Raw genomic sequence first — 20745 nt, forward strand, 5'->3', positions numbered from 1 at the left:
ACTTAATCCACAGTACGATGCCGACCCGATGTCTCTATCGGTAGGGGATTCTCTGAATGTAGAAAAACAGCAACCGCTAAGCATTGAAAAAGAGCCTGTTTACGCGATACCGCCAGAGAGCCCCAAGCGATTTAATCAACCGTTAAACACTTTCTATAACTACACCGAGCGATGCTTAGTCGATACCTCAATCGCATCGATCAATCGTCCTGAGTTGATTGAAAAAGACATTCCCGTTGTAAACACCAAAATAATTTCTGATGTTGCAACAGAGTTTGAACTTGGCTTTACCCAAGTAGAGCAAACCCAACCGCTAAAGGATTTTTGGCAAAGCTTTTTCTCTTCAGATACAAACGAAGATATCCAAAAGCTATTAAAGAAATATAACGCACACTTGAACAACCCAGTAAGACAGGGAGAGATTGTAGTCGTCGTAAGCAAAGAACCAATCAACGAAGGGCAGAGAAGTAAACTCGATGCTCTAATCGAGGAAGCAGAAGCAGCCAGTGTCGAGTTAGCGAAACTGACTGAGGAACAAATTACTACCATTAATCGCCATTTTGAAGTACTAGATTATTATGCTGATGAAACAATAAAAAAAGTCGGCTCAGATGGTCTTCCTGGTGACTTATACGCTTATGCTTCATTGGGAGTCGGTGCTATAGCCACAGGTGTTGAGCAACATTTAAAAAACATCAATGGTGTGCTTCTTGAAATTAACCACCTTTACGTCTCTCAAGTTGCGATGGCAAGCCGTGTTGGTGGTGTTAACTATGGTTCTTTTGTCGCAGAACGTGCTGCGCTATTCAAAAAGCTAGATGGTAGCTTTGCTGCATTATCGAAACGTTCTGTTCAAATCCCAGTTTACACTCAGATTAGACGTAACTTAAAACTCTCTACTCATTCTATTATCCATAATGCTGATGAAATTATTGCAAAAGGTCTGGTACCGAATTTAGGTAAGCGTATAGCGAATGTGGCGATTGGTATCGCGACGTCTCGTGGAGTTGGTTACGTAGGGCTAGTGCTTGGTGCAGCAAGTGGTACGAAGAATATTTATGAAGCCTGTTCTATCGATGGTTCAGGAGAATGCGGCAAAGTGACGGCTCGTGAAATAACAGGATTTATTGGTGGTGTCGGTGGGGGAACCGTTGGTGGAAATGTGGCCGCCACTGGCACTATTTTGGTACTGGGAATTGTTGGTGTTACCTCTGCGCCTGTGTTATCAATTGCTTCAATTGGTGCTTTTGTTGCAGGAGGCGCTATTGGTGGAATCACTGGTACGGCTATTGGAAAAACCTTTGGTGATATCCTTTATGAAAAGGTCATCGACCTTAAAGAATCGAGTGAAGAGCTTGTAGAGGATTGGCTTTGAGTAATTTTTTTGAACATGCTTATACTATTATTACAGGCATACTAGCTGTATATGTGATCATATGGTCTGTTCCCGCAGTAATTATGAGTGCAATGGTCTCACTAGGAAGCATTGAAAGAATTGTATTTATTGACAAGCAATTAGCTAAGAATTTGGATAAATATTACGATGACCAAGGGTATATGAAATGGAACTACCAAATGTCCTATTCTATAGGGACTAGATTGTTTGGTTACTGGCTAGCCTACCCATTTATAAGACATAGAGTAACAACTAAATCTAAATGGTTCAGATTGTTTATGTGGATTAATAGTATTGGGATATGGAGCTGGCTTCTAGTTCCTTCCCTATCTTTTGTAGAAAAATTAATGTAACCGCAGTTGTGTGAAATCAACGTACATTCAGCAAAGTTACGATGCGTGTCCGTTTCAATATGTACGCCGATGAAAGTGGCAAGCAACAAATCGTTGGTATAAAAACGGGCGAAGGAAGTGCATACGGTGATCGCGTGGCGAAGCGTGAGGCGGTGCAGCAAGGGCAACACTTTATTGCTGAGTTGGATAACGGTATCACCATTACCTGGACACCTGACGGCTCAACCGATGTACTCACACCTGATACCGTCCTCCCCGAGAATGACCAACTGGATGTTCACAATATCTTGGTTCACCCAATTGAAGAGCATGAGCAAGAAATTGGCACGGTTCTCTACCCAGAAGAAGATCTAGCCGAGTATATTGTCACCTTCCCTGCGGATGCTGGGTTGCCTCCTCTTTACCTGATGTTCCAAAAAACGGCGCGTGATGAGTCTGGGGTGGTACGGGGAATGGCGAAGATATAACGGGCATATGGTTAGAGAAAGCCAGTGAGGGGTTAGGTTCACCAGTTCCATCGGAGGTTGCAAATAAGCTCAGAGGTAAAGAATTTAGTAATTTTGATGCGTTTAGGAAAGCCTTTTGGAAAGCGATTGGTGATACAGAATTAGTGTCCCAATTTACACCGAATAATCAAGAACTAATTCGCCAAGGTTTTGCCCCGTTCACTAGATTCAAAGATCAAGTTGGAGGACGGCAAAATATGAAATCCACCATAAGGTAGAGATTCAACATGGTGGTGGGGTCTATGAGTTAGATAACATGGGCATAATGACACCTAAAAATCATATTCGTATTCATTCAACGTCAGAGAGTTAAAATGAAAACCACAATAACAGAATATACAGAAGCAGATTTTTTAAAACTCGTAGTAGATATATGCAAAGTTAATGTTTCTAGCGAAAAAGAGCACAATGATTTTGTAATGCACTTCTGCGAAATAACACAACATCCAGACGGCTCAGATCTGATTTATTACCCAGAGAATCCTGAAGATGGAACGCCTGAAAATATTGTTAGAATCGTCAAAGAATGGCGCTTGTCTCAGGGCTTACCTGGTTTTAAAAAATGATATAAATGAGCCTGTCGATTAGATGGGGATCTTGAAATTAACCACCTTTACGTCTCTCAAGTTGCGATGGGAAGCCGTGTTGGTGGTGTTAACTATGGTTCTTTTGTCGCAGAACGTGCTGCGCTATTCAAAAAGCTAGATGGTAGCTTTGCTGCATTATCGAAACGTTCTGTTCAAATCCCAGTTTACACTCAGATTAGACGTAACTTAAAACTCTCTACTCATTCTATTATCCATAATGCTGATGAAATTATTGCAAAAGGTCTGGTACCGAATTTAGGTAAGCGTATAGCGAATGTGGCGATTGGTATCGCGACGTCTCGTGGAGTCGGTTACGTAGGGCTAGTGCTTGGTGCACCAAGTGGTACGAAGAATATTTATGAAGCCTGCTCTGTTGACGGCTCAGGAGAATGCGGCAAAGTGACGTCTCGTGAAATAACAGGATTTATTGGTGGTGTCGGTGGGGGAACCGTTGGTGGAAATGTGGCCGCCACACTTTGAAGTTGGCTCAAGGAAGTTCGTCAATCAATTAGTCTCTAAACCTAAGCCAGAAGCGACAAAGCTGTTTAACCGTTATATCGATTCGTACCGAACGTGCTACCAGCAAAACAAAGCGCAAGGTGCAGAGAAGGCTAGGGCTATGTGTGCTTATAAGACAACACGGCTCTTTGGTTAATAAATCTGTGAATAATGGTCGCAGGCTTAACGTGGACGTAAGTGCGACCATATAAGAGGTGTATGACTATAAACTATCAATAATGCTAAATGCACGGTATTCATCAAATGCGAATTGGTCTGTCATACCACTGAGATAATCTTGAATAAGGCGGACTCTAAAATAGAACTCCCAATTCTCGTTTGGTGACTCTATAGGTAGTTTGGAAAGGTGTTTTGCTTCTAATGCCTTTTTATATGCTTGAATGTGTTTCTGTGGTAGCTTTTTAAACAACCTAGATTCATACAATGGTGCTTTCTTATTAGCTGTGACGATTAAATCGAACTTTTCTTTATCTAATTCAAGTAGTGGCTTGTATGTATCAAGTAGTCCCTTGATTATTTGATAGCCCTGTAACTCGCGAGCCTCAACTTCTTTATGGCAAAAGGCGTACTTGGCAGCGACATTTTTTAGAGTTTTTAACAGTGCATGTAATTCGCTGTGATCTTCTAGTAATGCTCGATTAAACCGTCCACTATAGATATCTTCAATGTTTGCTATGAAAATGCGACTAGCATGAGGAACGAGTTGGCCACCGATGACTACGCGCATCATGACAAAAAACAAGGTGTCTGGGCTTCCCTTTGCTTTTTCTTCAGCCTCTTCAATAATAGAAGTCATCAAGTTCTCATGGCTATCGACACATAGAGCTTTTTGGGCTGACGGGTATTCATCTATTAAAGCAGATTTTAGGGTTTCAATATCCAAGATACCTTTCTCTACGGCATCTTCTAAGTCGGCTAAACCATAAGATATGTCATCTGCGGCCTCCATTATGTAAGAAAAGGGAGAGCGGCAATGCGTATCAATCTCTAGTGCTTGGCATAGGTCAGTGATATAGGGTTGCTCACTCAAATAATACCCAACTTTTTTTCTTAAGTAGCCTAGAGGGGCTGATTGAGATACAGGGGCTGCTTCGTCACCTCTACGTGTATATTTTAATATTCCGGACACTTGGCTATGTGTAAGGCAGAGATTGAGAATGGAATGAACAAGACGGATCGCTTGCGCATTCCCTTCAAAGCTAGATAAGTCTCTAAGCATTGATTCGTTTAAGTCTAATTCCAAGCTGGATAGAAGCTTAGGTAAGTTTTGTTCAAACCAATCATTAATAGCTTTTTCTCCAAAGTGGCCGAACGGAGGGTTGCCGATATCATGCATCAAACAAGACATCTCGACTATAGATTCAATATGCCTTTCTATACCGTCTAACCCAAATTCGATTAGTTCTTCAGGGGTTAATAGTTCGTAGACTTTTTGAATTATGTATCTGCCGTTTTGTTGAACTTCTAATGAGTGTGTCAGCCTACTTCTGACTGAAGCATTTCGCTCTAATGGGAAAACTTGCGTTTTTTGTTGCAATCTCCTTATTGCAGCAGAATTAATTATCCGGCCTCTATCACTTTCAAAGTTATATAAGTAACACTCTTCAGAAGCACTCCATGAGCCTATGTAATGGTAGCTTCTTAGAAAACGGACTTTCTTTTTAAAATTAACTGACATGTATAGAACCTCACTGGAGTGTGTGAGGTTGAAGGTATTCGTCAGAGTTAATTTATTGAAGTGCTGTGTATTATATTTGAGAAATGGAGCGTAATTGGTTTGTAATAAAGAAAACTATCATTCAGATAAAAGAGACTTAGTATACAAAAAGGGCGATAACTCAAAGAGTTATCGCCCTTTCCAAACGTTTGGTGGAGCTGGCGGGAGTTGAACCCGCGTCCAAAAATCATTCATCATTGGTACTACATGCTTAGTCGATCTTTAAATTCACCAAGTACCTGCGAACCGACACGCCAGTAAGTGACTATCCTGAATTATAATTCGCCGTTCATCTCTCAGGCGGGAGAATCCGGGCTAGCGCGTTTGGGTTTGATCCCTCGTTGGTCCCCGTCTTACGTGCGGAAGCTAGGGCGAGAGAGCTCTGAGCAGGGTATTAAGCTGCTAGTGCGTAGTTTTCGTCGTTTGCGACTATTTTTTTGCGGCTTTTTACGTGGCCAACCGCCCCACGGCATGCACCTCAGACTGCAAAATTCCTGTCGAATCCTAAATCAGCCCCAAGTGTTCTTCGCATAGTACCAGAAAAGTGTTACCTGTCTAGACCTGTGCGTTTAAGTGCTCAATATTAGCGCAGTGAGCTCTTCATTACGCGCGCTTTTTCGCGTGCCCAATCTTTTTCTTTAAGATCATCACGTTTGTCGTGCAGTTTCTTACCTTTGGCGACACCAATCTTCATCTTGACCCAAGAACGTGACCAATAGAGTGATAGTGCAGCCAGAGTCATACCTTCACGGTTAATACGACCCATTAGGTTGTCGAGTTCACGACGACTAAGCAGCAGTTTACGAACGCGAGTAGGGTTAGCCACCACGTGAGTAGACGCTTGGTTTAACGGAGTAATAGTCATGCCACTAACAAAGGCTTCACCATCGCGCATAAACACGTAGCTTTCTGCGATGTTAGTTTTGCCCTGACGAAGTGACTTAACTTCCCAGCCTTGAAGCTCCATACCTGCTTCTATTTCATCATCGATAAAATATTCGTGGCGAGCTTTCTTGTTGACAGCGATGGTATTGCTACCCGCTTTTTGTTTGGATTTTTTCTTTACCATAGTGGGTGCATTATACGGCTAGGATTTGACTTAGGAAATCCCTTTATTTGCGCTTAGTGCAAATAAAAGTAAAATTGCACCATGCTTGAGGTTCAGGCGGATGTTATGAGGAGTCAATATGAAGCAAGTCAGCCGTTCTGCGTTGGTATCATTTAGTGCAGAACAGATGTTCGATCTGGTGAATGATGTGGCGAGTTACCCAGAATTTTTGCCAGGGTGCTCGGGTTCACGTGTGATTGAATCGAGCACAGACGCGATGGTCGCTTCTGTTGATGTTGCAAAAGCAGGGATTAGTAAAACGTTCACGACTTCTAATGAGTTAGTTAAGGGTGAGGCTATCATCATGAATTTGGTTGATGGGCCATTTAAAACGCTGAAAGGCGGCTGGTTTTTTACCCCTTTAGATGAAAAAGCGTGCAAAGTTGAATTGAAGCTGGAATTTGAGTTTTCAAGCAAGATGATTGAAATGGCCTTTGGTAAGGTGTTTAACGAGCTGACCAACAATATGGTTAATGCATTTACCAAGCGCGCAAAACAGGTTTACGTAGCTTATGAGTATTGAGTCAGACATGATTCATGTTGAGGTGGTATACGCACTGCCTCATGAACAGCGTATATTTACGCTGGTGGTTAAAGGAGCGATGACAGTTGAAGAGATCATCGCACAGTCAGGTGTACTTGAGTTGTACCCAGAAATCGACTTAAGCAAGAACAAGGTCGGGGTGTTTAGTCGCAACGTTAAGTTGGATTCAACTGTTCAGGATAAAGATCGTATTGAGATTTATCGCCCGCTACTCGCTGATCCAAAAGAGATTCGTCGCAAAAGAGCTGAACAGGCGAAAGCGGCTGGAAGTGCTGACCCTGTTACTGGCGGTAAGAAAAATCCGCTCAGGAAAGAGGCTTAGGGAAACGAGCTTCGTACTCAAACGACTCCCTCAAAAACAAAAAGGGTTGGCACTGACTGCTAACCCTTCAAAAATTTTCCCGCTTTTTGCTAGTTGATGCTTTCGAAGAAGTCTGAGCTCGCAGGAAAGTCACCAGCAACGTCAACCAACTGACCGTTGTCATTGAAATTGACGATGAGATTTTTTTGTACTGAGTCGTTATGGCCTTCGGTGTGGTGGTAGATGTAATACCATGTATCTGGGTAGCCGTTCTCGACTAGCATTGGTGAACCCATAACGTAGCGTACTTGTTCTTTGGTCATACCAAACTTCAACTGTTCGACTGCACTTTGCTCAACATAGTTGCCTTGGTTGATATCAATACGGTATACCAGCTTTTCGAGAAGGGAGCAGCCTGTCAGCATTGTCATAGCGAGTGGTACAGCGATAAGCCACTTTTTAAATTGCATACTTAAAATTCTTGTAACAGATAAAATTTAAACTCAGCCGATAATAAACAAGCTAAGCGCCAAAGTAAAAAGCTGTGAGCATTTTGAATTGTTTCAGACCATGATTTTTGAATTTGGTTGCAAACTAGAGCCAAAATTTATCAAAAAAGATAAATCTGGCTCGTTAGAGGAGGGGTTATGCAGCGATCAAGAGTTCTTTGGCATTGGCGAGTGTAGAGTCAGTGATTTCACTTCCTCCAAGTAGTCGTGCTAGTTCGGTAACGCGTTGTTCATCATCTAGGCGGCGCATTTGAGTTTCTGTTTTACCTGCTTTGGTTTGTTTGGCCACAAATAGCTGCTGATGACCACAACCTGCCACTTGCGGTAAGTGGGTAACACATAGCACTTGGGTTGATTCCCCCAGTTTACGCAGCATTTTACCAACTACCGCGGCGGTTGGTCCGCTGATGCCAACGTCTACTTCATCAAAGATAAGACTTGGTGTATCCACCTTCTGTGCAGTGATGACCTGAATAGCCAAAGAAATTCGTGACAGTTCGCCACCTGAAGCAACTTTGGCGATAGGTTGCATTGGCTGACCTGGGTTTGTTGATACAACAAAACAAACACTGTCCATACCCAGTGGTGATGGGTGAGTTCCTTCGCTGCTGACTTCAATCTGGAACTGGGCTTTTTCCATGCTAAGTTCATGCATGCTAGCTGTGATCAGTTTGTTTAGCTCTTTGGCATAGCGGTTACGCGATTTATTTAACTTCTCTGAAGAGGTTAAAAATGACTGGTATTTATTGCTAACTTCTTGCTCAAGCTCTTCTAGACGTTCATCAGAACAATCTAATGCTTCAATCTGCGCTAGAAGGTCTTGATGGTGAGCGAACAGTTCTTCGGGTAATACATGATGTTTGCGAGCCATCGACATAACTTTAGAAAAACGTTCTTCAACGTAAGCCATACGTGCAGGGTCGACATCAATACAATCGAGGTAGTTTCGCAGCTCACTGTTCGCTTCTTCTAGCTGAATTATCGCTTCTGCAATCATATTTGGCAGCTCAGCCAGTTTTTCGTCCAGTTCCGCTAGTTGGATTAGGGAGTGATTGGCTGATTGCAAAATACCAAGCGCGTTAACTTCTTCACCTTCGTAAATAAGCTCGATAGCTTGCTGACAGGTTGAGGCAAGCTCGCCGCTGTTGGATAGGCGTTTGTGTTCTTGTTCGAGTTGTTCATATTCATCCTCGCCAAGAGAGAGTTCGTTTAGCTCTTTGATTTGGTATTCCAAGAGCTGTTTTTGCGCTAGGTTAGTAGCGCTGTTCTCTTTTAGTTGTTTGAGATTGTTGTCGGCTTGTCGCCATGCTTGGTAGGCATTGCGTGTGCTTTTCAGCAGCGCAGTGTGACCTGCATACTGATCAAGCATTGCCATCTGATACTCGCTCTTCATCAATTGATGGTGTGCATGTTGACCATGGATGTTGATCAATAACTGGCCCAAAGATTTGAGTTGCGAAAGAGGAACTGGGCTGCCATTGATGAACGCACGTGAACGACCTTCTTTACTGATAATACGGCGTAAAATGCAGTCGCTACCGTCGAGAAGATCATTGTCTTCCAACCAGCGCGTTGCGTTGATATTGTTCTCTAGGGAGAAAGCAGCACTGACTTCTGTTTTCTCTTCTCCCTGACGTACCATGCCGGCTTCAGCGCGCCCCCCTAAACATAACCCGAGAGCATCTATCGCGATGGACTTACCTGCGCCCGTTTCGCCAGTGATGGTTGTCATTCCTTTGGATAGCTCTAGCTGTAGAGACTTAACAATTGCGAAATTATTAACACTTAGATGAGCCAGCATTTTATGTACCTGTTTAAATGAACAATACTGTATAAGAAAACAGTATATACTGTTTCTTTATACAGTAAAGATGCTGGTGAAAATTTTTGTGAGCAAGCGCGAACTTCGCTGCCGGATATCTAGAAAGAATTTGTTTCGTAGGAGATGCAATAAATCCACCCGGCTAAACAAAAAAGGGCTGACGCGCTACGCCAACCCTCCAATATTGCTAGTTATTTAAAACAATCTGCTCGACCATCCAAGCTTGTTTCGTAACACATGATAGTAGCTATAGTCTTTTGGATGGATGAGTTTGAGAATATTGGGGCTTTGATAGATGTGTACTTCATCGCCAGGAGAGACTGGAAGTGAAACCTGACCATCACAGCCGACTTCTTGGGTTCCGCGGTTATCTGGCGCCACAACCAATTTGATTCGGCGGTTTCCGTCAACCACTAGTGGTCGGCTTGATAGTGTATGTGGGAACATCGGAACGAGTGAAATAGCATTCAAGCTTGGAGATAAGATTGGACCACCACCGGATAGAGAATAGGCCGTTGAACCAGTAGGGGTTGATACGATCAGACCATCAGCTCGAAGTGAGAAGGCAAAGCTATCATCAATGTAGACTTCAAACTCAATCATATGTGCCACTTGGCCGGGGTGGAGTACGGCTTCATTCAGTGCTGCGTTGTGGCTTTTTACTTGCCCGTGGCGATGGACTTCAGCTTCGAGTAAGAATCGTTGCTCTTCAATAAACTCACCAGCAAGCACTTTCTTTAGCGCCGCCTGGAAATCCTCTGGGTTGAGGTCGGTTAGGAAGCCGAGATTACCGCGGTTTACTCCGATCACTGAGATATCGAATCGTGATAGCACTCGTGCGGCGCCGAGCATGTTTCCGTCACCACCGACGACAATGGCAAGGTCGGCAATGCGGCCAAGTTGTATCAGACTGGCGAAGTCATCCTTAGGAATATCGTCGAGAATCTCGCAAAGACGGTCATCGATATACACCTTATAACCTTCAGCTTGAAGCCAGGTATAGAGCTCTTTATGCGTTGCTATTGCTTGCTGATCTCTGGGTTTACCAATGATGGCGATCACTTCAAAAGGTTTTTTCATAGGTTTTCCGCACCAAATAGGCTTGATTCGACAATCTTCATCCCCATAATAATGGCAAGTTAGCTATTTATGCGAGTTTTTGTGTATTCCGATACGATAAACGTGAAGTATTGGGTACCAATAAATATGAAGTCTGGAGATATCATGAGCAACGAAGAAAACAAGATCAAAGATGAAGAACTACAACAGCAAGCAGAGCTAGAAGCGGAAGTTGTAGGCACTGACGCTGATATCGAGTGGAACGAAGAGGAAACAGAACTAGACGAGCAAGAGGCAAAGATCGCTCAACTAGAAGCTGCGTTGCTTTCGAGTGAAGCTAAAGTTAAAGAGCAGCAAGATAGCGTTCTTCGTGCTAAAGCTGAAGTTGAAAACATGCGTCGTCGCACTGAAACTGAGATCGATAAGGCTCGTAAGTACGCACTAAACAAGTTTGCGGAAGAGTTACTCCCTGTTATCGATAACCTAGAGCGTGCGATTCAAGCCGCAGATACTGAAAATGAAGTGATTAAACCACTTCTTGAAGGTGTTGAGCTGACGCATAAAACGTTTGTCGATACCGTTTCTAAGTTTGGTTTGAAAGAGATCAATCCTGAAGGCGAAACGTTCAACCCAGAATTGCATCAAGCGATGTCGATTCAAGAAAGTCCAGATCATGAATCAAACACAGTCATGTTTGTAATGCAGAAAGGTTATGAACTGAACGGTCGTGTTGTGCGCCCTGCAATGGTAATGGTTGCTAAGTAAATTCTGACCTGTAGAACGACTTTTGTATCAAAAGAGAGGCGTAGCCTCTCTTTTTTTATGGTCAAAACCGGATTTCATACTGCCACACAAGGTGTTGATTTAGTGAATTATCCTTAGATAAAAGTGTAACCGAAAATTAATTTCTGATTAGAAACTTGTAACATTATCGTAAACAAAAGCTTTATTTTGTTACTTCTGTGTGTATTATGTGCGAACTCCACCATGAAAAGTGGCGGAATAATCTATAAAAACATAATTAATAAACACAACATTCTGGAGATGGATGATGGATAAATCGCTTTCAAGCAAGATTTTTGTAGGCTTGTTTGCTGGTCTTCTGATCGGTACGGCAATCCAGTACTTATTTAGTGGAATTGCTATTTTTGATACTTACCTTCTTGGTGCCGCTGAAGGCGCTGGTGGTATGTTTGTATCGTTGATCAAACTACTTGTAGTGCCTTTAGTATATGTGTCAATCGTATGTGGTATTGTCGATCTAAAAGACATCACCGCATTTGGTCGTCTTGGTGGTAAAACTTTTGCTCTTTACATTATCAACACCATTATCGCGATCGCAGCAGCTCTGACCGTTGGTATGATTTTCCAACCAGGTGCTGATGCCAACCTAGCTGGTACTATCTCAGAGAGCGTTAAGCTAACGACAACTGAAACACCAGATATTTTCTCTCTAGTCGTCAACATTGTACCAAGCAACCCTGTACAGGCTTTTGCTAACGGTGACATGCTACAAATCATCTTCATGGCGATTCTGACTGGACTTGCTATTCAAGCGCTTGATTCACGCGGTGGCCCTGCTATCCGTACCTTCAAGATGGCTAATGAAATTATGATGAAGCTTGTTGGTCTTGTCATGAGCCTAGCACCATACGGTGTATTTGCTCTGATGATTCAACTAGGCGCGACTCTAGACGCAAAAACGCTTATGTCTGTTGCGGGCTATGTAGCACTCGTTGTGACAATGCTAGTATTCTGGATTTTCATCTTCTACCCAATGGCGGTAGGCATTGCAACGGGGACGTCTCCAAAGGTATTCCTCCGTGCGACGCGTGAGCAGATTCTGTTCTCACTATCAACAGCAAGCTCTAACGCAACGATTCCAGTAACAATGCGCACCCTAACTGAGAAACTAAACGTTTCTAAATCGGTTGCAGGTTTTGGTGTACCACTAGGTGCAACGATGAACATGTCTGGTGTGTCTATTTACATCGCATTGGCAACTATCTTCGTCGCTAACGCATTTGGTCAGCCAATCAATACAGCTGATGTGTTTACTCTAGGTCTAACTATCCTGCTTCTATCGATTGGTGCGGGTGGTGTACCAGGTGGCGGTGTTGTTATGGTTGGTGTTCTACTTCACCAACTAGGTCTTCCACCAGAAGGTCTAGCAATTATCGCAGCGGTTGACCGTATCAACGATATGTTCTGTACCTCTTCAAACGTAGTAGGCGACACAGCGGTGAACACCATTGTTGCAAAAAGCGAAGGCGAAATCGGTAAAGACGAAGTTGAAACTGATGCAAAACCTGCTCAAGCAAACGCGTAATCTTAATTGATGAAAGTAGAGCGAGGCCAAGTGCCTCGCTTTTTTTATATTTCATTCTTGCTCCTGCTCATTTATCTAATCTTTTTCTATTTTTTTTTGTTTTGTCCCTTGAAAAGAGATTTGGCGCCCTTATCTATTGGGCATAAGAGAAGCAAACATAATTATTTTTGTTTGTGAGCAAGGGTTGAAACCCGATTCTCAGTCCCCACATAGGGGATATAGCAAAACGAAAATAGAAATTTATTCGGAGATAGCCTGATGGGTAAAATCATTGGTATTGACTTAGGTACTACAAACTCATGTGTTGCTGTACTAGACGGCGACAAACCACGCGTAATCGAAAACGCAGAGGGTGAGCGTACCACAGCGTCAGTAATTGCATACACAGATGGTGAGACGCTAGTAGGTCAACCTGCGAAACGTCAAGCAGTTACTAACCCAGAAAACACGCTATTTGCAATCAAGCGTTTGATCGGTCGTCGTTTTGAAGACGAAGAAGTACAACGTGACATCGAAATCATGCCATACAAAATTGTTAAGGCTGACAACGGTGATGCTTGGGTAGAAGCGAAAGGCCAAAAAATGGCAGCTCCTCAAGTTTCTGCTGAAGTACTTAAGAAAATGAAGAAAACGGCTGAAGACTTCCTAGGTGAGGAAGTAACTGGCGCAGTTATCACAGTACCTGCTTACTTTAACGATGCTCAGCGTCAAGCAACTAAAGATGCTGGCCGTATCGCAGGTCTAGAAGTTAAACGTATCATCAACGAACCAACAGCAGCAGCTCTAGCTTACGGTCTAGACAAGTCTGGCGGCGACCGCACTATCGCGGTATACGACCTTGGTGGTGGTACTTTCGATATCTCTATCATTGAGATTGATGAAGTTGAAGGCGAGAAAACATTCGAAGTTCTAGCAACTAACGGTGACACTCACCTAGGTGGTGAAGACTTTGATAACCGCATGATCAACTACCTAGTGGATGAGTTCAAGAAAGAGCAAGGTATCGATCTTAAGAAAGATCCTCTAGCAATGCAGCGTGTTAAAGAAGCGGCAGAAAAAGCGAAAATTGAGCTTTCTTCTACGACTCAAACTGACGTAAACCTACCTTACGTTACTGCGGATGCGACTGGTCCTAAGCACATGAACGTTAAAGTGACTCGTGCGAAACTAGAATCTCTAGTTGAAGACCTAGTACAACGCTCACTTGAGCCGCTAAAAGTTGCTCTAGCAGATGCTGACCTATCGGTTAACGATATCACTGACGTTATCCTAGTTGGTGGTCAGACTCGTATGCCTATGGTTCAAGCTAAGGTTGCTGAGTTCTTTGGTAAAGAAGCGCGTCGTGACGTTAACCCAGACGAAGCAGTGGCAATGGGTGCTGCAGTTCAGGGTGGTGTACTTGCTGGTGAAGTGAAAGACGTACTTCTACTAGACGTTACTCCTCTGTCTCTAGGTATTGAGACTATGGGCGGCGTAATGACTAAACTCGTTGAGAAGAACACGACTATCCCAACTAAAGCGAACCAAGTTTTCTCTACAGCAGAAGACAACCAGAACGCGGTAACTATTCACGTGCTTCAAGGTGAGCGTAAGCAAGCAATGTACAACAAGTCTCTAGGTCAATTTAACCTAGAAGGCATTCAGCCTGCGCCACGTGGCATGCCACAAATTGAAGTAACTTTCGACCTAGATGCGGATGGTATCCTTCACGTATCAGCGAAAGATAAGCAGACTGGTAAAGAACAGAAGATCACTATCCAAGCTTCTGGCGGTCTGAGCGATGAAGAAATCGAGAAAATGGTTCAAGAAGCAGAAGCTAACAAAGAAGCGGACAAGAAGTTCGAAGAACTAGCAAGTGCTCGTAACCAAGCTGACCAAATGATTCACGGTACTCGTAAGCAAGTAGAAGAAGCGGGTGACGCTCTACCAGCTGAAGAGAAAGAGAAGATTGAAGCAGCGATCTCTGAACTAGAAGACGCTCGTAAAGGCGAAGACAAAGAAGCGATTGATGCTAAAGTACAAGCGCTTATGGCTGCGGCTCAGAAGCTAATGGAAATTGCTCAACAGCAAGCACAAGCTCAACAAGCAGGTGACGCTGGTGAACAGTCTAAGCAAGATGACGACGTAGTTGACGCAGAGTTCGAAGAAGTGAAAGAAGACAAGAAGTAATTCTTGAATCTGATTTAACTTGAATATGATGCGGGCGTTTGAGGAAACTCATACGCCCGTATGTTTGTAAATTATGTCCATCTAACTAAAAGTGTCTTTTTAGCGCGAAGTCGTTAAAATTCAGAGCCATTAGTTAGATCGATATAACACCAAGCGGTGTTGACCGTTTGCAGTAATAAATTTGGTGACGAGAAACATGTCAAAACGTGATTTTTACGAAGTATTAGGCGTAAGCCGCGATGCATCAGAGCGTGATATTAAAAAGGCGTACAAGCGCCTAGCAATGAAGTTCCACCCGGATCGCAATCAGGGTGATGAGAGCGCCGCAGATAAGTTTAAAGAAGTAAAAGAAGCGTATGAAATCCTGCTCGATCCACAAAAGAAAGCAGCTTACGACCAGTATGGTCATGCGGCCTTTGAACAAGGTGGTATGGGCGGTGGCGGCTTTGGTGGCGGCGGCGCAGATTTCGGTGACATCTTTGGTGACGTATTTGGCGATATCTTTGGTGGTGGTCGTCGTGGCGGTGGTCAGCAACGTGCGCAGCGTGGTGCAGATCTACGCTACAACATGGAGTTGTCGCTAGAAGAAGCGGTTCGTGGTGTCTCGAAAGAAATTGATGTCCCTACACTTGTTCACTGTGACTCTTGTGAAGGTAGCGGTGCTAAGAAAGGCACTTCTGCTGAGACATGTGGTACCTGTCACGGCCACGGCCAAGTGCAAATGCGCCAAGGTTTCTTCGCGGTTCAACAAACCTGTCCTACCTGTCATGGTAAAGGTAAGATCATCAAAGACCCATGTAACGTATGTCATGGCCAAGGTCGCAAACAGAAAACCAAAACTCTTAATGTTAAGATTCCTGCTGGCGTGGATACAGGTGATCGCATCCGCTTGTCTGGTGAGGGTGAAGCTGGAGAAATGGGTGCACCAGCCGGTGATCTATACGTTCAGGTTCACGTGAAAGAGCACCATATCTTCGAACGTGACGGCAACAACTTGTACTGTGAAGTTCCGGTTAGCTTTGCTATGGCAGCGCTAGGCGGCGAGGTTGAAGTCCCTACACTGGATGGTCGTGTTAATCTGAAAGTACCGTCAGAAACTCAAACCGGTCGTATGTTCCGTATGCGTGGTAAAGGTGTTAAGGGTGTTCGCGGTGGCGGTATTGGTGATCTTATCGTTAAGCTTGTGGTGGAAACGCCAGTTAACCTAAGTTCTCGTCAAAAAGAGCTGCTTAAAGAGTTTGAAGAATCATGTGGTGGTGAAGCTGCGACAAAGCACAAGCCTAAGTCTGAAGGCTTCTTCAACGGCGTGAAAAAGTTCTTTGATGACCTAACCAGCTAATGGTTTTATTCAACTGTAAAAGCCTGCCTCCGCGCAGGCTTTTTTATTGCCAGCATTTTATTGGGCTGTACTCTCCAGCCTGATTTAGGCTGAGGAATTGGTACCTTTCTCCACCGCACTCGTCGCTCGTCTGAGAGTGAGTTGGGTGGGCTTTTATGATGTAGCGGTTTTCTGTTGCTGATATCGAGAAAGAAAACTGACGGGCATTGGTTTTACACCAAGCGCAGTCGCCATCTGGCAGCACATTTTCGGCTGCCAATGCGTAACTTCCCCGATACTGACGCTCCAGTTCGAGCTGAATTTTCGCCAAGTCGCTAATGGCTGCAGCGCGATGTGCCTTGAGAATTTGGCTCTGATAGTTTGGATAGAGAATCGAGGCAAAAATGGTTACTAGCATGACGACGACTAATAACTCGATCAATGTCATACCCCTTGGTCTAATGTTGCTCGTTTTTGAATACGTCATTTGAATCTGCTTCTAGTCTTATTATTTGTTTATTTTCATAATCTTATTGACTGTTAAGGTCACTTCAAGAATGGTTGTGCATAGACATTGATTTACATGATGAAGTGGAAAACGTCTCTCGGCTTTACTCTGCTTGAGCTACTCATTTGGCTGATTTTAATGGCCTTACTCATGTCAGCAGCAATTCCGAGTATGTTGCAGATGAGTCATGCTCTTCAGATGAAGCGTGTGGCGAATGAGCTAAAGGGGTTTATGATGCAGAGCCGTTCTGAGGCGATCGCAAGGAATCAAGATCTCTGGGTTCACATTACTGACCTCGGTTCTGAACAGCAAGCGGGGTTATGGCGAATAACCTTGACGGATTCACAGGTTGTCGACAGTGGGGAAACCATACTCTTAATTGACGGTCGCACGTTTGCTTCGATAAAACTGAGTTGGAATTACACTAGGGACAGAATCCGATTTTATGGGGTACGTGGTCGAGTTGAGAACGGCAGTTTTGAATTCTATGTCGAGGGGGAAAGCGATCATAAGTTGCGGCTAAAGAGTTCATTTTTTGCCAATAGGGTGGTGGTTTGCGCTGAAGGAGCTGAGCGTTTTGGTTATGCGGCTTGTTAGCAACAACACTCAGTATGGTTCGGCAATGATTGAAATACTGGTGGCGTCATTGATGGGCGTGATGACGTTAGGTGTCGTCGGCTCAATTCTTTTGGCAAGTCTGCAAATTACTGAGCATAGAGGTGAGCGTTTACTTCTTGTCGACAGTATAGAAAGTGTCATGCTGCACATTAAGCAGGATATAAAACGTGCAGGATTCAATGATGCACGAGGAGTATCGGTTAGGCTTGTTGGTAGTACCAAAACCATCTATGTGAATCCTGACAGTCAACAGCTTGGTTATGTCTATCGAGCGGCGTCTTCTGCTGAAGAGCTATTTCGCAATGTATTTTTTAAGTATTACGTTTCAACCACTTCGTTAGTCGGTCAGCTGAAAATATGCGAGAAGCATACGTCTGCACCTTTAGGTATCTCTTCAGCGGCTGACTCAGGTTTACTCGGTAACTGTTATAGCCTCTTCGATCCCAAACTTATCTCTGTCTCTGAATTCGAAGTCTCAACGGAAGTCACTAGTGAACACACAAGTGCTAGTCAGCTTGTTTCTGTTCGCTTAGCCGGTCAGCTAACTCAAGCGCCGGAGGTAAATTACTCCTCTCAGATAACTGTGCGAGTAAGGAACGATTAGTGAAGCAGAAAGGCATAGTGACATTAATTTTGAGTAGCGTGTTACTGACAGCGGCTTTAGGTGTGTCTATGGGGCTTTTTAGAGGGGTATTTTTTCACATTAAACAGGCACAGAATCAGATTAAATTAAGTCAAACACACTGGTTAGTTGAAGGGGGAATCGAGTGTGCCTTTGCCCGAATAAAGCGACACCCGAATGTGCTAGTTCTATCATCGCTTGTAGAAAGAGAGGAGCTGTTCAATGATTGTCTGACAGCGATGGAATTAGATGAGTTATTGATTGAGCCGCTAGGTAGCCAACGTTTTGTTATTCGGGCTACAAGGCGAAATTATGGTATCAGCAGGCGTTTTTATTATGGTGAGCAAACCACTGATGAGACCATACAGTCTGTAATAATCCATCCTAACGCGGAAAACACTGTGATTCGCTGGCTAAATGGAGGTTGGAATGCGGAATAGGCAAACTGGCTTTAGCCTTATCGAAGTTCTTATTACGATGTTGCTAAGTGGAATGACTTCATTGGCGTTGGTGCAACTTCAGGTATACATAGAGCAGAGAGCCGAGTTTGCGGTGGATAGCGTGACAGCATTAAGTCTCGCTGAGCAGAAAACCGAGCGGCTAAGACGTCACGCTGGTTTTCTAGGTGTGAGTTCATTAGCTAGCGGCACCGATTCCAGCTCACACTCAAAATTCCAATTGGCGTGGCAAATTCAGAGTATGTCGTGGTCATCTTCAGTAAACCTTAAACAAGTCGAAGTGTATGTTGAATGGCATGACCGACTAGGTCAGCCCCAAATGGTTACCCTGAAGACGATGTTTTCTGATTAACAATACGCATGCTGTATTAGTTTCATATCCATGTCGTATTAGCGCTCAAAACTCAAAAGCGAGATCTATGTTTTACGTTTTGGTTTCAAAATTGTTTCATGTCGTGATGGGTATTTGTATTGGCTTTGTTGCACGTTAATGGTGTTTTTGCAAAATATGTCTCCAATTATGGAAAAACACACAGAACCTTGTGCTTTTAGTAAGGCTATTTTATAGAATGACAGTCGAATCATAGGCTGACAAAACAATTACAAGAAGCCTTAGGCAACAACATCACATATGGAGTTACCATGAGTAACCAAGCAGTAAATAAGGCACCATCCTCGAAGCCGAGTGGGATGGATCGCTTCTTAAACTTTATCGAACGCGCAGGTAACAAGATCCCAGATCCTGCCATTTTATTTTTCTGGGCACTTGTTATTACTTGGGCTGCATCAGCGTTGCTCTCCAACGTTACATTTGACCTGATCAATCCACGTTCGGGTGAAGCTCTTGAAATTAAAAACCTTTTGACTGGCGAATCTTTAGCAAGCTTTCTCGCGAATATGGTGACAACCTTTACTGGTTTTGCACCACTAGGTATCGTGTTAGTCGCGATGTTAGGTGTTGGTGTTGCTGACTCTTCTGGCTTTATTACAACTGGCCTTAAGAAGATGCTTAACTTCACTCCAGCGAAGCTGCTGACTCCAATGCTAATTCTGGTTGCGATCGTTTCGCACACAGCGGCAGATGCGGGCTACGTTCTGGTTATTCCACTAGGTGGTATTATTTTCCACGCGGCAGGTCGTCACCCTCTAGCGGGTATCGCGGCAGCGTTTGCGGGTGTGTCGGGTGGCTTCTCAGCTAACTTCATTCCTTCAGGTATTGATCCGCTACTTGCTGGCTTTACACAGACTGCGGCTCAGGTTCTCGATCCAGAATATGTAGTAAACCCACTCGCAAACATCTTCTTTACTGGCCTATCTTCAGTGATCATTGTTGCTATCGGTTGGTACGTGACAGAGAAAATCATCGAACCTCGTCTAGCAAATACACCTATCGACGAAGATGCTGAAAAAGCACCAGATCTTGGTTCTTTCTCAGAGCTAGAATCAAAAGCGTTCCGTTACGCTGGTTGGGCTATGATGGCGGGCATCGCGCTACTTATCGCTGCGATCATTCCTGAGAATTCAGCACTACGTTCTCCAGCTGGTGAGATTACGGCGTTCTCTGCACCGCTGATGAAATCGATTGTTCCGCTGATCTTTATTCTGTTTATCATCCCAGGCTACGTATATGGCCGTATTTCAGGTACGTTCAAGACAAGTAACGACATCATTAAAGCGATGGCTGACACTATGTCTACAATGGGTGCGTACATTGTCATGTCGTTCTTCTGTGCACAGTTCCTATCGGCGTTCGCTCAGTCAAACATCGGTACTATGCTAGCGCTTTACGGTGCTCAAGGCCTAAAAGCCATGAACCTACCGGGTGAAGCAACAATCATTGGTATGATTCTACTGACTGCATCTGTAAACCTACTTATTGGTTCTGCGTCAGCGAAGTGGGCTCTGATTGGTCCAATCCTAGTTCCAATGCTAATGGCTGTCGGTATCTCTCCTGAGCTATCTCAAGCGGCTTACCGTGTTGGTGACTCGGTGTCTAACATCATTTCACCTCTGATGGTATTCTTCCCGCTAGTCGTGGTTTACTGTCAACGTTACGTGAAGTCGACAGGGATCGGTACACTTGCATCTCTAATGATGCCATTCTCGATTGCAATGCTGATCGGTTGGTCAATCTTCCTAGTTGTTTACTGGATGCTAGGTATCCCTCTAGGTATCCAAGCTCCATACACTTACAGCATGTAAGAACGCTGAGATTGTTTAGTAACATTTAATAAAGCGCTGGTTGAAAGACCGGCGCTTTTTCGTTGCGGCGATAAACCAGACAAATAGAGAGTTCTCCTTT

The 20745-nt window shown here is 43.9% G+C and carries 19 protein-coding genes, 1 other RNA gene and 3 pseudogenes; 16 read left to right on the forward strand and 7 right to left on the reverse strand.

The window, feature by feature from the left end:
- Positions 1–28: 28 nt before the first annotated feature.
- The 5 genes and pseudogenes from ACQEXT_RS12665 to ACQEXT_RS12685 all read left to right on the forward strand — a co-directional run.
- Positions 29–1375, forward strand: a complete 1347-nt coding sequence (locus ACQEXT_RS12665) for a hypothetical protein (protein WP_426952418.1) — start codon at positions 29–31, stop codon at positions 1373–1375.
- A 397-nt stretch (positions 1376–1772) separates the two neighbouring features.
- Positions 1773–2568: pseudogene (locus ACQEXT_RS12670) on the forward strand (S-type pyocin domain-containing protein); the annotation flags it as partial.
- 1 nt (position 2569) lies between these two features.
- Complete coding sequence (locus ACQEXT_RS12675; RefSeq protein WP_426952341.1) at positions 2570–2821, forward strand: bacteriocin immunity protein; 252 nt, start codon at positions 2570–2572, stop codon at positions 2819–2821.
- Positions 2822–2851: 30 nt separating this feature from the next.
- A pseudogene (locus ACQEXT_RS12680) lies at positions 2852–3316 on the forward strand (hypothetical protein); the annotation flags it as partial.
- Positions 3315–3497: pseudogene (locus ACQEXT_RS12685) on the forward strand (M15 family metallopeptidase); the annotation flags it as partial. The pseudogenes ACQEXT_RS12680 and ACQEXT_RS12685, both read left to right, overlap by 2 nt.
- Positions 3498–3563: 66 nt before the next feature.
- Here ACQEXT_RS12685 and dgt read toward each other — a convergent pair.
- The 3 genes from dgt to smpB all read right to left on the reverse strand — a co-directional run bounded on the left by dgt (position 3564) and on the right by smpB (position 6147).
- A complete protein-coding gene (dgt, locus tag ACQEXT_RS12690; RefSeq protein ID WP_426952343.1) occupies positions 3564–5039 on the reverse strand; it encodes a dGTPase in 1476 nt (491 codons plus the stop codon).
- 189 nt (positions 5040–5228) lie between these two features.
- Positions 5229–5595, reverse strand: a transfer-messenger RNA (tmRNA) gene (ssrA, locus tag ACQEXT_RS12695).
- A gap of 66 nt (positions 5596–5661) precedes the next feature.
- Positions 5662–6147: an SsrA-binding protein SmpB gene (smpB, locus tag ACQEXT_RS12700; RefSeq protein ID WP_269378159.1), complete on the reverse strand. Its 486-nt coding sequence runs from the start codon at positions 6145–6147 to the stop codon at positions 5662–5664.
- Between the two features lie 118 nt (positions 6148–6265).
- On the opposite strand from smpB, the gene ACQEXT_RS12705 reads away from it, so the two are divergent.
- Entirely contained in the window at positions 6266–6709 is a 444-nt protein-coding gene (locus tag ACQEXT_RS12705) for an SRPBCC family protein (RefSeq protein WP_426952346.1), read from the forward strand.
- On the forward strand, positions 6699–7052 hold the full coding sequence (locus tag ACQEXT_RS12710) for an RnfH family protein (RefSeq protein WP_138971745.1): 354 nt from the start codon (positions 6699–6701) through the stop codon (positions 7050–7052). The genes ACQEXT_RS12705 and ACQEXT_RS12710 overlap by 11 nt, the downstream gene beginning before the upstream one ends.
- A gap of 89 nt (positions 7053–7141) precedes the next feature.
- Here ACQEXT_RS12710 and bamE read toward each other — a convergent pair whose 3' ends face one another.
- From bamE to nadK, 3 genes are all read right to left on the reverse strand, one after another.
- Positions 7142–7501, reverse strand: a complete 360-nt coding sequence (bamE, locus tag ACQEXT_RS12715) for an outer membrane protein assembly factor BamE (protein WP_138971746.1) — start codon at positions 7499–7501, stop codon at positions 7142–7144.
- Between the two features lie 175 nt (positions 7502–7676).
- Entirely contained in the window at positions 7677–9341 is a 1665-nt protein-coding gene (recN, locus tag ACQEXT_RS12720; protein ID WP_426952347.1) for a DNA repair protein RecN, read from the reverse strand.
- A gap of 216 nt (positions 9342–9557) precedes the next feature.
- Positions 9558–10442: an NAD(+) kinase gene (gene nadK, locus ACQEXT_RS12725; RefSeq protein WP_269378163.1), complete on the reverse strand. Its 885-nt coding sequence runs from the start codon at positions 10440–10442 to the stop codon at positions 9558–9560.
- Positions 10443–10586: 144 nt separating this feature from the next.
- Here nadK and grpE point away from each other — a divergent pair, with 144 nt between their 5' ends.
- The 4 genes from grpE to dnaJ all read left to right on the forward strand — a co-directional run bounded on the left by grpE (position 10587) and on the right by dnaJ (position 16258).
- Positions 10587–11186, forward strand: a complete 600-nt coding sequence (gene grpE, locus ACQEXT_RS12730) for a nucleotide exchange factor GrpE (protein ID WP_138971749.1) — start codon at positions 10587–10589, stop codon at positions 11184–11186.
- 286 nt (positions 11187–11472) lie between these two features.
- Positions 11473–12750 (forward strand): dicarboxylate/amino acid:cation symporter, encoded by a 1278-nt coding sequence (locus ACQEXT_RS12735; RefSeq protein ID WP_426952419.1) that lies wholly within the window; start codon positions 11473–11475, stop codon positions 12748–12750.
- 258 nt (positions 12751–13008) lie between these two features.
- Positions 13009–14919, forward strand: a complete 1911-nt coding sequence (dnaK, locus tag ACQEXT_RS12740; protein WP_269378165.1) for a molecular chaperone DnaK — start codon at positions 13009–13011, stop codon at positions 14917–14919.
- A gap of 196 nt (positions 14920–15115) precedes the next feature.
- Entirely contained in the window at positions 15116–16258 is a 1143-nt protein-coding gene (gene dnaJ, locus ACQEXT_RS12745) for a molecular chaperone DnaJ (protein ID WP_331428359.1), read from the forward strand.
- Between the two features lie 43 nt (positions 16259–16301).
- Here dnaJ and ACQEXT_RS12750 read toward each other — a convergent pair whose 3' ends face one another.
- On the reverse strand, positions 16302–16724 hold the full coding sequence (locus ACQEXT_RS12750) for a type IV pilin protein (RefSeq protein ID WP_426952350.1): 423 nt from the start codon (positions 16722–16724) through the stop codon (positions 16302–16304).
- Between the two features lie 96 nt (positions 16725–16820).
- Between ACQEXT_RS12750 and ACQEXT_RS12755 the strand changes: the two genes are divergently transcribed.
- From ACQEXT_RS12755 to ACQEXT_RS12775, 5 genes are all read left to right on the forward strand, one after another.
- The gene (locus ACQEXT_RS12755) at positions 16821–17342 is read left to right on the forward strand and encodes a GspH/FimT family pseudopilin (RefSeq protein WP_426952352.1); all 522 of its coding nucleotides are present in this window, start codon (positions 16821–16823) and stop codon (positions 17340–17342) included.
- Positions 17343–17367: 25 nt separating this feature from the next.
- Entirely contained in the window at positions 17368–17967 is a 600-nt protein-coding gene (locus ACQEXT_RS12760; protein ID WP_426952354.1) for a PilW family protein, read from the forward strand.
- The gene (locus ACQEXT_RS12765) at positions 17967–18425 is read left to right on the forward strand and encodes a hypothetical protein (RefSeq protein ID WP_426952356.1); all 459 of its coding nucleotides are present in this window, start codon (positions 17967–17969) and stop codon (positions 18423–18425) included. Before ACQEXT_RS12760 ends, ACQEXT_RS12765 begins: the two co-directional genes overlap by 1 nt.
- On the forward strand, positions 18415–18795 hold the full coding sequence (locus ACQEXT_RS12770) for a type IV pilus modification PilV family protein (protein ID WP_426952358.1): 381 nt from the start codon (positions 18415–18417) through the stop codon (positions 18793–18795). The genes ACQEXT_RS12765 and ACQEXT_RS12770 overlap by 11 nt, the downstream gene beginning before the upstream one ends.
- Before the next feature lie 290 nt (positions 18796–19085).
- Positions 19086–20645, forward strand: a complete 1560-nt coding sequence (locus ACQEXT_RS12775; RefSeq protein ID WP_426952360.1) for an AbgT family transporter — start codon at positions 19086–19088, stop codon at positions 20643–20645.
- Positions 20646–20745 lie beyond the last annotated feature (100 nt).

The sequence above is a fragment of the Vibrio sp. TRT 29B02 genome (assembly GCF_050113655.1).
Classification (GTDB): Bacteria; Pseudomonadota; Gammaproteobacteria; order Enterobacterales; family Vibrionaceae; genus Vibrio.

Bases quoted from the DNA above. Each gene is read 5' to 3' on its own strand.
- ACQEXT_RS12760 (WP_426952354.1), top strand. From the start codon at position 17,368: ATGATTGAAATACTGGTGGCGTCATTGATGGGCGTGATGACGTTAGGT.
- nadK (WP_269378163.1), bottom strand. From the start codon at position 10,442: ATGAAAAAACCTTTTGAAGTGATCGCCATCATTGGTAAACCCAGAGAT.
- dnaJ (WP_331428359.1), top strand. From the start codon at position 15,116: ATGTCAAAACGTGATTTTTACGAAGTATTAGGCGTAAGCCGCGATGCA.
- ACQEXT_RS12710 (WP_138971745.1), top strand. From the start codon at position 6,699: ATGAGTATTGAGTCAGACATGATTCATGTTGAGGTGGTATACGCACTG.
- smpB (WP_269378159.1), bottom strand. From the start codon at position 6,147: ATGGTAAAGAAAAAATCCAAACAAAAAGCGGGTAGCAATACCATCGCT.
- bamE (WP_138971746.1), bottom strand. From the start codon at position 7,501: ATGCAATTTAAAAAGTGGCTTATCGCTGTACCACTCGCTATGACAATG.
- ACQEXT_RS12705 (WP_426952346.1), top strand. From the start codon at position 6,266: ATGAAGCAAGTCAGCCGTTCTGCGTTGGTATCATTTAGTGCAGAACAG.
- dnaK (WP_269378165.1), top strand. From the start codon at position 13,009: ATGGGTAAAATCATTGGTATTGACTTAGGTACTACAAACTCATGTGTT.
- ACQEXT_RS12775 (WP_426952360.1), top strand. From the start codon at position 19,086: ATGAGTAACCAAGCAGTAAATAAGGCACCATCCTCGAAGCCGAGTGGG.
- grpE (WP_138971749.1), top strand. From the start codon at position 10,587: ATGAGCAACGAAGAAAACAAGATCAAAGATGAAGAACTACAACAGCAA.
- ACQEXT_RS12735 (WP_426952419.1), top strand. From the start codon at position 11,473: ATGGATAAATCGCTTTCAAGCAAGATTTTTGTAGGCTTGTTTGCTGGT.
- ACQEXT_RS12665 (WP_426952418.1), top strand. From the start codon at position 29: ATGTCTCTATCGGTAGGGGATTCTCTGAATGTAGAAAAACAGCAACCG.
- ACQEXT_RS12750 (WP_426952350.1), bottom strand. From the start codon at position 16,724: ATGACGTATTCAAAAACGAGCAACATTAGACCAAGGGGTATGACATTG.
- ACQEXT_RS12770 (WP_426952358.1), top strand. From the start codon at position 18,415: ATGCGGAATAGGCAAACTGGCTTTAGCCTTATCGAAGTTCTTATTACG.
- recN (WP_426952347.1), bottom strand. From the start codon at position 9,341: ATGCTGGCTCATCTAAGTGTTAATAATTTCGCAATTGTTAAGTCTCTA.
- ACQEXT_RS12675 (WP_426952341.1), top strand. From the start codon at position 2,570: ATGAAAACCACAATAACAGAATATACAGAAGCAGATTTTTTAAAACTC.
- dgt (WP_426952343.1), bottom strand. From the start codon at position 5,039: ATGTCAGTTAATTTTAAAAAGAAAGTCCGTTTTCTAAGAAGCTACCAT.
- ACQEXT_RS12755 (WP_426952352.1), top strand. From the start codon at position 16,821: ATGATGAAGTGGAAAACGTCTCTCGGCTTTACTCTGCTTGAGCTACTC.